Annotated in this window: 13 protein-coding genes and 1 pseudogene; 3 read left to right on the top strand and 11 right to left on the bottom strand. The window is 45.5% G+C overall.

The features are described from left to right. Window positions 1–431: 431 nt before the first annotated feature. A complete protein-coding gene (locus tag MKY41_RS03545) occupies window positions 432–2426 on the bottom strand; it encodes an acyltransferase family protein (RefSeq protein ID WP_340743730.1) in 1995 nt (664 codons plus the stop codon). Window positions 2427–2658: 232 nt separating this feature from the next. Here MKY41_RS03545 and MKY41_RS03540 point away from each other — a divergent pair, with 232 nt between their 5' ends. From MKY41_RS03540 to MKY41_RS03530, 3 genes are all read left to right on the top strand, one after another. After that, window positions 2659–3510 (top strand): transporter substrate-binding domain-containing protein, encoded by an 852-nt coding sequence (locus tag MKY41_RS03540; RefSeq protein ID WP_340743729.1) that lies wholly within the window; start codon window positions 2659–2661, stop codon window positions 3508–3510. A gap of 248 nt (window positions 3511–3758) precedes the next feature. Beyond that, window positions 3759–6065: an RNA polymerase recycling motor HelD gene (helD, locus tag MKY41_RS03535; RefSeq protein WP_340743728.1), complete on the top strand. Its 2307-nt coding sequence runs from the start codon at window positions 3759–3761 to the stop codon at window positions 6063–6065. A 215-nt stretch (window positions 6066–6280) separates the two neighbouring features. Beyond that, entirely contained in the window at window positions 6281–6538 is a 258-nt protein-coding gene (locus MKY41_RS03530; RefSeq protein WP_340743727.1) for a hypothetical protein, read from the top strand. A gap of 45 nt (window positions 6539–6583) precedes the next feature. Here the strand turns inward: MKY41_RS03530 and MKY41_RS03525 are convergent, their stop codons facing one another. The 10 genes and pseudogenes from MKY41_RS03525 to MKY41_RS03480 form a co-directional block, all read right to left on the bottom strand. Next, window positions 6584–7837 (bottom strand): ABC transporter permease, encoded by a 1254-nt coding sequence (locus MKY41_RS03525; RefSeq protein ID WP_340743726.1) that lies wholly within the window; start codon window positions 7835–7837, stop codon window positions 6584–6586. After that, window positions 7827–8525: an ABC transporter ATP-binding protein gene (locus tag MKY41_RS03520; RefSeq protein WP_340743725.1), complete on the bottom strand. Its 699-nt coding sequence runs from the start codon at window positions 8523–8525 to the stop codon at window positions 7827–7829. The genes MKY41_RS03525 and MKY41_RS03520 overlap by 11 nt, the downstream gene beginning before the upstream one ends. 147 nt (window positions 8526–8672) lie before the next feature. After that, entirely contained in the window at window positions 8673–9842 is a 1170-nt protein-coding gene (locus MKY41_RS03515; protein WP_340743724.1) for a macrolide family glycosyltransferase, read from the bottom strand. Continuing rightward, window positions 9839–10288 carry a helix-turn-helix domain-containing protein gene (locus MKY41_RS03510; RefSeq protein ID WP_340743723.1) on the bottom strand — a complete coding sequence of 150 codons (450 nt, stop codon included), beginning with the start codon at window positions 10286–10288 and terminating at the stop codon, window positions 9839–9841. Before MKY41_RS03510 ends, MKY41_RS03515 begins: the two co-directional genes overlap by 4 nt. Before the next feature lie 42 nt (window positions 10289–10330). Then, window positions 10331–10999 carry an FMN-binding negative transcriptional regulator gene (locus MKY41_RS03505; RefSeq protein ID WP_340743722.1) on the bottom strand — a complete coding sequence of 223 codons (669 nt, stop codon included), beginning with the start codon at window positions 10997–10999 and terminating at the stop codon, window positions 10331–10333. Between the two features lie 13 nt (window positions 11000–11012). Then, window positions 11013–11529: pseudogene (locus tag MKY41_RS03500) on the bottom strand (GNAT family N-acetyltransferase). Window positions 11530–11544: 15 nt separating this feature from the next. After that, on the bottom strand, window positions 11545–11997 hold the full coding sequence (locus MKY41_RS03495) for a MarR family winged helix-turn-helix transcriptional regulator (protein WP_340743721.1): 453 nt from the start codon (window positions 11995–11997) through the stop codon (window positions 11545–11547). 163 nt (window positions 11998–12160) lie between these two features. Continuing rightward, a complete protein-coding gene (locus MKY41_RS03490; protein ID WP_340743720.1) occupies window positions 12161–12766 on the bottom strand; it encodes an ABC-2 transporter permease in 606 nt (201 codons plus the stop codon). Beyond that, window positions 12759–13625, bottom strand: coding sequence for an ABC transporter ATP-binding protein (locus MKY41_RS03485; RefSeq protein ID WP_340743719.1), 867 nt, complete (start codon window positions 13623–13625; stop codon window positions 12759–12761). Before MKY41_RS03485 ends, MKY41_RS03490 begins: the two co-directional genes overlap by 8 nt. Window positions 13626–13630: 5 nt before the next feature. After that, window positions 13631–14002 (bottom strand): GntR family transcriptional regulator, encoded by a 372-nt coding sequence (locus tag MKY41_RS03480; protein WP_340743718.1) that lies wholly within the window; start codon window positions 14000–14002, stop codon window positions 13631–13633. Between the last annotated feature and the right edge of the window lie 127 nt (window positions 14003–14129).

Below are 14129 nucleotides of genomic sequence, written 5' to 3'. Positions count from 1 at the left end.
GGTCATGCAGTCGTTGCGACAGGATGTCGCGTTCTTAGACTGCCTTCCTTAATACTCCAAATGTTAACATAAGCATTAGTGCTTCAGATACTGACATGCGACCACCTCCCTTCTTACGGGAAATGGCCGACCACCCTTGAGTCACCTATTCTATTACTCTTTCATTATACCATACATACGTTCCCCGTCCTACATGTACCTATTAAATTTCTTACATGTTGCCCTTGTTTCAATCCCTTGTCATTCCATAAAAAAGTCTTTCTGGAATTTTCACATAAAATAATTCTCTCCGTTCAGACAACGTAATTGCCATTTTTCCTGAATACATTCACTTAATTCCTTACCATCATACCTAAAACAAAAACACCAAGCCCTAACACAGTTCCAAATTGTGTTAGCACTTGGCGCTCCTTCCAACAAACATGCTCTTGTTATAAATCCCTCAACGCCTGCTCCAAAGGTTCCTTTAAAGGAAGCGCCAATGTTTTGGCATACGTCGCCGTAATATGGTTGTTGTCACGATAGACGATGATATTCCCGATGACGGAAAAGCAAGTGGTTTGATCACAGAAATAATCCGTGAGGTCTGCGAATACTACGTTCGATGGAATGCCCTCGGTCTTCTCCCACGGTACTTCCTTCGAGACCCCCTGATCCCTTGGAATTGCGCATCGCATCGGGTTGTTATTCTTTTCTAAACAGCTCGGAATATTCTTTTTCATCCGAGGATTATCCCGTACAGCGAATATCGTGGTGATCCCCTCTAGTTCTTTCCATTGGTTAATATAACCAGTCGGTATCGTCTTCCGCTTATTCAATGTGGACGTGGTGAAAACCAAGTCTGGCGGATCTTCTTTTAAATGCTCAATCAAATTCTCATTCCACTGTAAACAAGCCTCGGTTAAGTGACGCTCTGGATCTTCGTTTGTAAATCGGCAGCCATCATGATTATAGACATCGATCCGGAAATTCAGGTCTTCTGCCAACACTTCCAATGCCGGAAACCAGTGTCCCGAATGCGATCCGCCGACCAAGGCTACTGTATAGCCGGGATCCGTAACCACCCCATATGAACACTTCTGTACATCGACATCATTTTTTGCGAAGCAGTTTGGATTCTCATAAAAGGAAGGAAGATCTGACTGAATATCGATGGCTGCCGGAATGGGCGCGATCCCTTTGGGGGGGTCGCTATTCTCATAGACAGCCTTCGCTCCCGGGTAATCTTTTTCGTCATAACCGGTGACCAGCGCATCGGCCTTCACCTTTTCAATATACGTCGTAATGGCTAGTATGGAACTTCCTGTCACGACCAACAGCCCACATAAGACAGCCGCAAGTTTACCGTTCATTTGTTTTTTATCCAACTTCAAAATCGGCGCTTCCAGTAATTTTGTAGAGAGCAGCGATAAAAGAACCGTCGCCAAGATGAGGACAATCCCCTCAACGATCGGAACGGTTTCTACATCCGTCACTGCCTTATAGAAAATCAAAAGCGGCCAATGCCATAAATAAATCCCATACGTCAGACCACCTAAAAACGTCAGCGGCTTGACGCTTAACAATCGATCCACACCGAATTTCGTACTATTTTCAGAAGCGATTAACACCAATAAGGCCCCGCTGATCGGGACAAGCGCCAAATAACCGGGGAACACCGTTGAGACCGGAAGCAAGAAGCCGGTTAAACAAATGATCGAGAGTCCGAGCCACCCCAGTACCGTGTTTAGCCATTTATTCAGAAATAAATACGGTAAAACCAATGCCAGCATTCCGCCAACGCTAAATTCCCACATGCGCGCAAACGTATCAAAATACGCCCAAGGCTGATTCACTTTTGTTTGATACATAGAATAACCGATCGAACAGATGAAGACGACGAACAATGCCAATAAAAACGTTTTGCGCACTGGCGTTTTCAAGACTTTCCGGGCTAGAATATACACCGCAGTGATTAAAATGGGCCAAAAAATATAAAATTGGCCTTGTACACCTAATGACCAAAAATGTTGAAATGGACTGACCGCATGATCCCGCGCTAAATAATCAACTGCATCAAACGCCAAACGCCAGTTTTCAAAATAGAGCGTAGACGCGGCCATATGGGCAATGATCGGGTTCCATTCCGACTGAGGTAAAAACAGCAACGCCAGAATTCCAATCACGATAATGACCAATAAGGCCTGCGGGAACAGCCTTTTCGCGAGTCCCCCTACATATTCCCCGAACCGCACTCTCCCCGCTCTCTCCATTCTCGATAAAAGAGACATGGTAATCAAATAGCCGGAAAGAACAAAGAATACATCAATCCCTCCGGATACCCTCCCTAGCCAAATATGATAAATGACGATTAACAACGTCGTAATCGTGCGCAACCCTTCAATCTCCGGACGATATCTTTTTTGAGCTTGCTTTAAATCTTTCATTTTATCCACTACACTCCTAGCAGTACGACAATATTTTGAATGTCGTCACTTGAAATCTTCCTCATACCTACACCATCTAATAAGCAACGTACAGACGGAGATTTTCGGGAAAAGTTTCAATGATTTTATAAAAATTTTGGTGGAATCGTATGCAGACAGTGGATAATTGACAAGCTATCAACCAATAGATATAATTATTAAAATAATATGAATATTCTAGGGGGCTTTGGGAATGAAAAATAGTTTGAAAGCAGTATTAGCAGTCATTCTAGCAATTTCCGGGTTTTTGACCTACTCCATGTTTACTTCAGCGGCTAGTGAAAAAGACAAAACAGATGCTTCCCTGTCCGACTCTCGACTCGATCAAATTATTGACCAAGGGGTTATCCGGGTCGGGACGCCAGGAGACTATCAACCGTTCACCTACTTGAATCCCGAAACGAAACAATATGAAGGGTATGATATCGAGGCAGCCAAATCACTTGCAAAAGAACTGGGGGTCGAAGTAAAGTTCGTTGAAACAACGTGGCCTACTTTAATGGAAGATTTGCTGGCGGATAAGTTTGACATTGCCATGGGTGGTATCACTCGGAATATGGGAAGACAAATTCAGGCACAATTTTCACATGGATACATTCCATTTGGAAAATCACCGCTGATCCGCGCAGAAGATAAAGAGAAGTTTACGAGCTTGGAAGCCATCAATCAGCCTGACGTGACAATTGGAGTGAATCCGGGTGGGACAAACCAAAAATTTGTGAACGCGCACATGACCAATGCGAATGTCATTGTCGTTCAAAATAATCTGGACATCCCGGGTAAGGTTGCTAGCGGAGAAGTGGATGTCATGATTACCGATAGCATTGAAGCCATCCACTATGCACGAGAAAACGACGTGCTGTATGCAGCCTTAACCGAAGATCCATGGGAGCCGAGCCAATTTGGCTATCTCATGCAACAAGACGATCAAAAGTTCCTGAATACCGTCAATTTCTGGATGGAAGAAATGGAACTGAAAGGCGTTTTTGAAGAATTGCGGAATGATTTCGGAATCAATCCGGACAGTGAAGAAACAGCAGAATAAGCGTTCATCACAAATAAAAAGAAGAGTGGAAACCGTTTATGCAGGCGGCTTCCACTCTTCTTTATTGTATTGATTTCACTTCGGAATTTGGTTTTTGGGTCGCGAAAACGCATTGATTAAAAAGAAAAACTATGGTATCTTTATAAAGATACACTTTAAATTTGCTTTTATGTATATTATCCCTACTTTAATTTTACACCATGAAATCATTTTTTGTCAAGTTTTATTTTCAAAAAGGAGTGTTGGACATGAACGTGGAACTTCGCGAGGAGCAAGAACGAGTGAACAGCGTCATGGAGACGATTACGGAGCAGATCCAGAGATTGGAGGACGAAACTTCCAGACGTCGGAAGGAAGTCGTGAAAATCCGCAAACATTTTTGGGATGAAGTAAAAGTGAATCTGGATACGTTCGACGATTATCTGGAGACGATCATCGGCTTACGCCAAGAAGCTCAGGCGCTGTCTGTCAACCAAAGCACCCATCGACATGCCTCTAAGAGATTAGCCTCCCTGCGGCGGATGCAAGAGATGCCCTATTTTGGACGCATTGATTTCACGGAAAAAGAAACTCCTACTGCGGAAAGAATCTACATCGGCATCTCTACGCTCATGGATCCAAGCGGCGCAGACATTCTAATTTACGATTGGAGGGCCCCCATCTCGAGCATTTACTACGACTACCCGCCGGGTCCCGCCAAGTATACTACCCCGGGCGGTGTCATCCACGGTACACTGGAGAATAAATGGCAATACCTTATTCGTGGCGGCTTGATCCAATCGATGTTCGACACCAGCCTGACAATTGGAGACGAAATTTTACAAGAAGTGCTCGGTAAAGGGACAGACAAACATATGCACAGTATCGTAGCCACCATTCAGCAGGAACAAAACCGGATCATTCGGCACGATCAAGGGCGGATGCTCATTGTGCACGGTGCTGCCGGCAGCGGGAAGACATCGGCTGCCCTGCAGCGAGTGGCTTATTTACTTTATAAAAATCGGGATGTGCTGACGGCCGATCAAATCATTCTTTTTTCACCGAATTCATTATTTAATAGTTATGTTTCCAATGTGTTGCCAGAACTCGGCGAAGAGAATATGCAGCAGGTCACATTCCAAGAATACTTGGATCATCGGTTGACTCAGGAGTTTCAAGTTGAGAATCCGTACGACCAATTGGAATACGTTTTGACTGCAACGGATGATCCCATCTACAGTACCAGAATGGCAAGCATCCGATTCAAGGCTACCCCCCATTTTTTCGAAGCGATCCAAGCATACCGGAAGTCGTTGGAAAAGGCTGGAATGGTATTCAGACGGATCACTTTCAGAGGGGAGACAATCGTGACCGCCAAACAAATTGCGAAACGGTTTTATAGCTGTGACACTGAACTTCGATTTCATAGCCGACTTGAAAAACTGAAGGATTGGCTACTGAAGCAAATCGACGAAGCCGAAAGGCGCGAACGGACGAAGCCGTGGGTACAGGAAGAAATTGAATTGCTGGGCGATGAGGAGTACGATAAAGCATTCACCTACTTGGCAAAAAAGCGCGGCTTTCAAGGAGAGGCGGTCCATGATTATGAAATGGAGCCCGAGGCGTTAGCGCGCTTCATCGTCCGCCAGAAGCTAAAGCCTGTGCGAAAACGGATCAAGGCGTTGCGATTCATTAATATCAAGGGGATCTATAGGAATCTGTTTACAGATCCCAACCGGATCAGCCAATGGATGGACCGAGAAGCACCCGAGGAATGGCCGGATATTTGCCAGTCGACCTTGAAAATGCTGGACGAAGGGAATTTATATTACGAAGACGCCACTCCGTTTTTATTAATGAAAGAGCTAATTCAAGGCTTTCAGACGAATAATTCGATCAAACATATACTGGTAGACGAGGCGCAAGACTATTCCCCGTTCCAATTCGAGTTTTTGAAGCGCCTGTTTCCTTCCGCCAAAATGACCGTGCTTGGTGATTTTAATCAAGCCATATTCGCCCATGCCAGTGAAATGGTTGATTTCCAAATGCTGACCAGCTTATATGGGCCGGATGAAACGGTGGCGATCAACTTGACCCGCAGCTACCGATCCACGAGGCCAATCGTCGAATTTACCCGCGGACTCGTACCAAACGGCGAACGGATTGAAGCGTTTGACCGCGATGGCGAGATGCCCCTATTGACACAACTGGACAATCAAGCGGAATTGCATCGTTCCATAGCTTCCAAAGTGGCAGACTTGCGGGAACGGCAGTATTACACCATCGCGATCATCTGCAAATCTGAAGCGGAAAGCGCGGCTGCCTACGAATCCTTGAGCGGCATCGAAGACTTGAAGCTCGTGAAAAGCGGATCGGTTGAATACGAGCAAGGCGTTGTCGTCATCCCCGCGTATTTGGCCAAAGGCATCGAATTCGACGCGGTACTCATTTATGATGCATCTGCGGAAAGTTACGGTGATGACAGCCTGCGCAGATTATTTTACACAGCCTGCACCCGGGCTATGCATCACTTGCACTTATACAGCGTAGGCGAACCGAGTCCTTTATTATGGTGACAGTCACCAAGACAATTCAGACACAATTCAGAATTGAGTAAAATTTGCGCAGGTGACTGTCACCAGTTCCACTGTTATAATAAATAAAAACCATTCCAACGAGGTGTCACTCTTGATTTCATCCACATATATCGCCATCATACCCAGCCTGTAACGGTCGAAATATCCTTTGGGGACCGTTGCAGGCTGGGCCTTATCCTAAGGAGTGATGGCAAATGAAGCCGCATCAAACTAATCGAAATCGTGCCTATTATCGGCATCACCGTGAACGAGTCATCCGTCGCAAGACGAAACTGGCGAAACAGATTGGGTGGTATTCCCGCTTCTCCGGCTCTTTCGCAAAAGGGAAAATTCATTGTTCTTGCTGGATGTGTTCCCAGAAGACGAACAAGGATGGATTCCCCCATTCACAGGTCAAGCAGCTGGCACGCTTGGACAGCCGGTTGTTCGAATTTCTGGATAAGGAAAAATAATAAAAAGAGGAAGCTGTCACACAGACCGCTTCCCCTTTTTCAATCTTACAATTCCTGACGCAATGCGTCGATGACGTCAATCTTCGTCGCTTTCCGTGCGGGGCGCCACCCGGACAGAATGGCGACGGACAAGCTGATCACAGAAGCGATGACAACGAGCTGCCATGGAATGATCGAAAACACGACACCAAGTTCTTCGAAGCTTTCTTCCCCACTTGCGGATGCCACGATGATCGGCAGCACCCAGTTGGCAATCATACTCACCCCGTAAGAAATCAAAACAGCAAGCACTGTCCCAACTAGCCCAATCCACGCACTTTCCATCAAGAACAGACGTTGAATCAGTTTCGGATTCGCCCCGATCGCTTTCATGACGCCGATTTCGCGAGTCCGCTCCGTCACCGCCATCGTCATCGTATTGAAAATCCCAATGGACGCAATCAAAATCGCAATCGTCCCGACGAAGACAAGACCCGCCTTCAACGCTGTGAAGAAAATATCGAGCTGATCGAGTTCATCGGAGATCGAATAGACCGAATAGCCTTCGTCCCGCAATTGCTCGCTCACCACTTTGACGTTTTCTAAATCATCGGCATACACATTCGTATTCCGGTAAAATATTTCTGCGTCCTCCGCCCCGTACATTTCATATAAAAGCGGAACAATCGAGTTATCGGCAAACACTCGCTCATCCACGACCCACTCTTTCGTCGGCTCCTTCGCAATCCCGACAATCGTCAAAGGGATACCGTTTTCCAGCATCTCGCCCTCCGCGTTGCCAATGAAATACGTGAACTGCTTCCCGAGCAACTCCCCATCATATGGTGCCGGCTCGGCCTCTTCCGTCGTCGATTCTTCGTACAGTTGACTCGCAAAATGATAGCCGACCACGACTTCACCTTGCTTTTCCGGAAGACGCCCTTCCGCCAAGGCGAACCCGGCTTTCTGTTCCTCCTCGAAAGAAGTGACCGTCATATTATGGTACCCTTTGTAGCCGTCCATCTGCGTCTCGTACGGCAAATCCAGTCTCCATCTCTGAATGACCGCTTTCACATGATCCGATTTCTTCCATTCCTCCATTTTTTGTTCATCGATGTCGCCTTCATACACTTCTATTTCCGTCACAAGACGATTGTCCAGCACCTCGCTCCGAATCGTCTCATGCAGCCCAAATCCGACCGATGCGAGGACAATCAAAAATGCCGTTCCCATCGTCGCTGCGAGTACTGTCATGAAGACGCGCATCCTGTTTTTCTTCAAATGTTGACGGATGAAATCCACCTGGTCGTTAAACTGCATGGGACACACCGCCTTCCACGAGTTCCCCATCATGCATCCGGTACGTCCGGTGCGCCGATTCGGCCACTTCCTCATCGTGGGTGATGATGACGAACGTAATACCGAGCGTACGATTGAGCGACTGGATGAGCAGCAAAATGTCCTGCTCCGTCTCCGAATCGAGGCTGCCCGTCGGCTCGTCCGCCAAAATAATCGGCGGATCGGTGATGAGCGCGCGGGCGATGCTGACACGCTGTTGCTGGCCGCCCGATAATTCATTCGGATAATGGTCCTGAACCTCGCGAAGGCCGACATGCTGCAGGAGCTGTTCCACTTTCGCCTGTCTCTCCTTCCGGTTCATCCCCTTTAACTTCAGTGGTAGCTCGATATTCTCAAATGCTGTCAATCCGGGCATAAGCTGGAAACTTTGAAAGATGAAACCGAAATGGTCCAGCCGGAATTGGGCACTTTCGGTTTCATTGAAGGAAGACGTCTTCGTACCGTCCACATGAATCTCCCCGCTATCCGGCTTCAAAAAACCGGCTAGTATATGAAGCAGCGTCGATTTCCCCGAGCCGCTCCGGCCGACGATCGAAACGATTTCCCCTTTTTTCACGTCGAATGACAAATTTTTCAACACCGGAATCCGCTGTTCCTTCCCTTTTTTTCCGATGACGAATGAATGGTTCAATTGATGGATCTGTATCAATCTCGTTCCCTCCGCTTGTTGTAGTCTCAAATGTCATTGTACAAGCCGGTTCTTAAGGAACAGCGAGGGGAAATCTGAAGAATTTCTGAAGATGCCAAAGCAAAAAGAGTGAACTCCGTCGCACAGACAGCTTCCACTCTTCTGCGATTATAGTATCTTGTTCAAAATCACGTCAGCCGCTTTCGTCGCCCCGCCCGCTTCCCGCAGCGTTCTCGACAACCTCTCGGCACGTTTCAAATACACTCCGTCCGAAAGCACCTCCGCCACGGCCGCTTCCAAATCTTTCGGCTTCTTCCCTTTCAGCATGACCCCGGCCCCAAGCCACACAACCCGCTCAGCCACCATCCGCTGTTCGCCATGCTGGGGAAATAAAACCATCGGAACTCCGAAAAACAGACTTTCATTCACGCTGTTCATACCGCTATGTGTAATAAAAACATCCGCCCGCTGCAATATCGCCAGCTGATCGACAGACTGTTTCACTGTGAAATTCCCCGGGATGCCGCCGAGGGAAGAAATGTCTGTTTTCCCGCCAACCGACATGACGACCTCATATTTCTTCCCAGTAAATGCCCGTATGCAGTTGCGGTAAAAATCGTGATTTTGATTCAACACTGTACCAAGAGAGACATAGATCACTTTCCTGCTCTTTTTCTCTTTCGCTGTCAATGGCAGATTGATCGAAGGTCCAACAAAAGCGTATCGGTCAGAAAAGGTATCCGCCATCGGTTGAAATTCCTTCGAAGTGTAAACAATGGTGTCCGTTTCGTTATCATTTTGAATGATTGATATGAAATTCTCCACCTTGTAGCCATGGTCCCGAAGCAATCGGATTTTCTTGTTAATGCGGGGCATTCCCACAATCATTTTTCCTATTTCCCACAAACTCCGCTTCATCAGCTTTGCAGTATGCTTATTGAACGCGAACGTGGTCGTCGAACAGATATAAGGGAATCCTAGTTTCTTGGCAAATAGCTTCCCCCAGAAGCAAACGGAATCTGAAACGATGCAATCCGGCTCGATTTCCCTTAACTCCTGGCAAACCTTTTCGTCCATCGCGATCGTCGTATCGGCCACCATTTCGATCAACGCAGCAAAATCCTTCCCGGCCTTGCGTTCCAGCTCTTCCTCGGACAGCGGAGGCAAGAAATCGTCGCACGCAATAAAAATAGCGCCCGCCGCTTCTATCCGCTCCTGAAATTCCACAAATGAATAATACCAAACTTGATGGCCTCGCTTCACCAACTCGGCCACAACCGGGATGGTCGGGTTCGTATGTCCGTGAGCGGGTATCGAAAAGAAGACGATCTTGCTCATTCCGGATCATCCGCCTTCAATTCGCTTTTCTGGATCAATTCGGCTAATTCCAGAAACCCTTCACTTTTCAAAACGGCGATCCCTTTCGTCTCGTCCTCTCCCAAAATGACGAGTTTATCACCCGCTTGGATTCGGTACAGATCCCGTGCCTGTTTCGGAATGACAATCTGGCCCCGCTCCCCCACCTTGACGACACCGAAAAACTGCTTCCCCTTCGGAGCGAGATGATTCGCTTCTTCCTCACTCATACTCTGGGACAATTCATCCAAAGTCACTTGGAAAACATCGCTCAAAATCTTGCATTTATAAATATCCGGCAAGGCCTCGCCATTTTCCCACTTCGCTACGGTCTGCCGCGAAACATCCACCTTTTCCGCCAACTGTTCCTGACTCAATCTGTTCCTTTTGCGCAACACGCGGATATTCATACCGATCATATTTTTCATCTCCTTATCTCCCAATATAAAGGAGACCAGGGGTGAAATCTATCAACGATCCGTAACATTTCTTGTTATAAATCGTGGCAATCCCCTTTGGTGACAGTCACCATTTCTATCAGTCATCGCATCTGCCACCTGTTGAGAATTACAATTTCCTTCTTCACGTAGCTTATCAATGATGTTGGCATAGTCTTCTTCATTTCGATTTTGGCTTAATTTATAGGCGGCTTGGACTTCCTGGATTTTAATTTTGAATCCGACAATCCCTTTGATCTGTTGTTTTGTTTGCGGAGAAAGAGTTTCCCATAACACTGCGTTCTTCCGCTGTTTTTCATATTTTTGTAATAACAGAATCAGGTCCTCTTCCAATTCCGTTTCATCCATTATTCTAGCGGTTCCATATACATGGACAGCTTGGTAATTCCATGTGGGCACGTTTTCAGATTTATACCAAGATGAGGAGATGTAAGAGTGCGGGCCTTGATACATGACAAGAACATTGTCAGGATCCGTCTCAAAATTCCTCCAATGTGGATTCGCGTATGCCATATGCCCAGTTATATAATAATCCTCTCCCTGCTTGTGCAACTCCAATGGCAAATGGGTCGCAATCGGTTTCCCTTGTTCGGTTGTGACAACAGTTCCAAAAGAATGCCTCCGAATGAATTCTCTAATTTCATCCATATCTGTAACTTTAAAATACGCAGGGATGTACATGAAATTCCGCCTTTCACAATGTTTTGGTCATGATGAAATCGGTTTGTTCTTCGTCACCCATATAAAAAGAATGGGCGCCGGTTTGAATAAATCCCATTTTCTCATAAAAAGCAATGGCGTTTTCATTTTTTTCCCAGACCCCTAGCCAGATTTTCTTTTTATGATGTTCCGCTGCAATTTCCATCGCTTTCGTAAGCAAATGTTTACCAAGCCCATGTTTTTGAAATTTGTTTTTCACATAAATTTATCTCAATTTCAAGTGAATCCTCACCCATATCTTCGGACTGTGCATGATTGGTATTAACCTTTAAATAGCCAGCGATTTCATTATTTAAATAAACAAAAAAGAATTGGGAAGAAGTATTGGATAATTCTTTTTCTAATTGGGTTATGCTAAACGCCCTTTCCAAATAGGCGTTCATATTTTCCGGTGAATTTTGATCCCTAAATGTCTCATTAAAGGTTTCATAACTAATTTCTTGAAGTTTCCTTTCATCTTCAAGCGTGCACTTTTTTATATGAATCGTCATGTAATATGTCGCTCCTTAATAATTCCTCTTGTTTCCCTTTTTGACAAATTCCCAATCGGTTTCTATATTTTTTCTAACCTTCTGGAGAAGATCAAATAAAGTTTCTATTTCATCTTCAGATATTCCGGCTAATGCGACTGTATTGGAATGATCATTTTCTCTTCTGATGAACGGGTAAACACTCTTCCCTTTCTCTGTTGGATATAGTTTCTTAATCTTTCGGTTCTGGCTATCATCTCTTTTTTGAATGAAACCTTGCATTTCTAGTTTCTGTATTGCCCGAGCTGTTGTAGTCCGATCGACCATTATCATCTCAGCTAATTTTTCTTGAATGATTCCTGGATTTTCACAGATTCGGACTAGATATAAATACTGTCCTTTTGTCAGGTGATGTTCCTTAAATTCGATATTACTGATAGAATCTAAAGCCCTTGCAATCATGCCAATTTCACGAAGTATTTCCTTCATACGGAACTCCTTAGATTATTTTTTGTTGTAAATACAAGAAAAGGAATACGATAAATTTACCTTAAATTTGTTGTATTTGCAACATAAAAAAGGTGACAGTCACCAATGCAATTCAGACACTATTCCAAATTGTGTCGAAATTGCGTAGGTGACTGTCACCACTTCAGAACGCCTTTCGCTGGTAAATGATTGTCGTCGTTATCCAGGAAAGCGCGTAAAGTGTCATAATCAAAAAGGCTGCTCCCGTATACAAAACCGGTATGGACAAATTGCCGATGAATTGAGTAACTGACGTTGCATGTTTGGCTAAAAATATTACAGTTTGCGGCCCGATGCCTGCCAACAAGAGAAAACTGATGAGCACAGCCGCGGAAATGTATCCGGGTTTAAATATATAAAACAACGGAAAAGTGAACGAAGCGAATAGTAAAAATAAGCCGCTGCCCACCCCGATATCCACCATCGCAAACGGTTTATTCAGCACAAATAGCGCCAGACTTGTCACTCCGATGGACAACATCATATACACGATGGCCCCAAGATAGCGTGATGCGACGATCTCGTTACGTGTGTATGGCAAGGAATTCAGTAAAATATTCGTCTCCGCTTTTTCATCGTACGCATACGTATTAAACGGGATAAAAATGCTCGCGACGAGAAAAATCAGCGCCGGGTGCGAGTCCATAATGATAAAAAAAACGATAAAAGGGATAAAGACGAGCAGCTGTCTTTTCTGTAGGATAACATCGCGCCTAATCAAGTTAAACATAGCTATTCCTTCCTTTCATGTAGTACATGATATCTTCCAAAGATGCCCGTTCCATTATGACAGAGTCTCCGAAAACCTGTTGCACCGCTCGCACATTATCCGTCAACGCCTCAAATCCAGTTGGCGCTTGATGAATAGAAACGAATTCTTTTTCCGTATCACGGTCCAACAGTTCATTTCTCCCTTTGACGAGCGCAAAGTTTTCGGCTACATCGTGAATGGATTGATTGAACACTAATTCCCCACCCTGGATGAAGGCGATGTAATCTGCAATCCGATTCAAATCTGTCGTAATATGGGTAGAGAAAAATATGGTTCGGTCGCCATCCACCATTAATTCCTGTAGAAGCTCCAACAGCTCCCGCCTGAAAATCGGGTCCAACCCCGCGGTCGGCTCATCCATGATGATCAGCTCCGCATGATGCGACAACGCAATTGCTAGGGAGGCCTTCATTTGCATCCCCTTCGAGAACTTCTTCACCGGCTTGTTCAACGGCAATTCGAATTGGTCGATATATCGATTAAATAAGACATCATCCCATTGTTTGTAAGCCGGCGCCACAATCCGTTTAATATCTTTCAAATTCAGCCCTTCAAAAAACACATTGCCATCGTAGACAAACCCGATGCGCTCCTTGATCGCCTTTTCATGCGTTGCGTAGTCCAAGCCGAACAACTTCACCTCACCGGCATCCGGCCTTAATAAATTCATCATCATTTTAATCGTCGTCGACTTCCCGGCACCATTCGCTCCGATAAAACCGGTGACAAAGCCTTGCTTCACTTGCAGATCGATATTTTTTACAGAAAAGCCTTTAAAATGCTTCGTTACATTTTTTAATTCCACCACATGTTCCATTCCCATCACTCCTCGTATAAAATCTTCAATAACTGCTGCAGTTCGTCCAGGGAGAGGCCGATTTCCCTGCTATTTGTAATGACCGCGCTCAACTGTTCCTCAATGACTTTCAACTTCTTCTCCCGGATGACTTCCAAATTTTGTTCCGCAACAAAAGAGCCTTTGCCGACAATGGAATAGATGAAACCCGCTTTCTCCAACTCCTCATAGGCCCGCTTCGTCGTAATGACACTGATCTGCAAATCCTTGGCGAGCTGGCGGATGGAAGGCAACGCCTCCCCCTCCTGCAGCGCCCCTGCTAAAATAGACGATTTGATCTGCTTCGTAATCTGTTCATAAATCGGCTCCTTCGAACTGTTGGAAATAATAATCTGCATGCAATCCCTCTTCTTCCGACATAGTGTATATATACTTTATATACACTATACACGGTTGTTCTATTTTCTGCAACCTCTACTTCTACGATGACAGTCACCATGACAATTCAGACATAATTCTGAATTG

Source organism: Sporosarcina sp. FSL W7-1349 (genome assembly GCF_038003045.1).
Taxonomy (GTDB): domain Bacteria; phylum Bacillota; class Bacilli; order Bacillales_A; family Planococcaceae; genus Sporosarcina.
The sequence above is the reverse complement of the archived record's forward strand: the minus strand, read 5'-3'. Positions and strand labels throughout refer to the sequence as shown.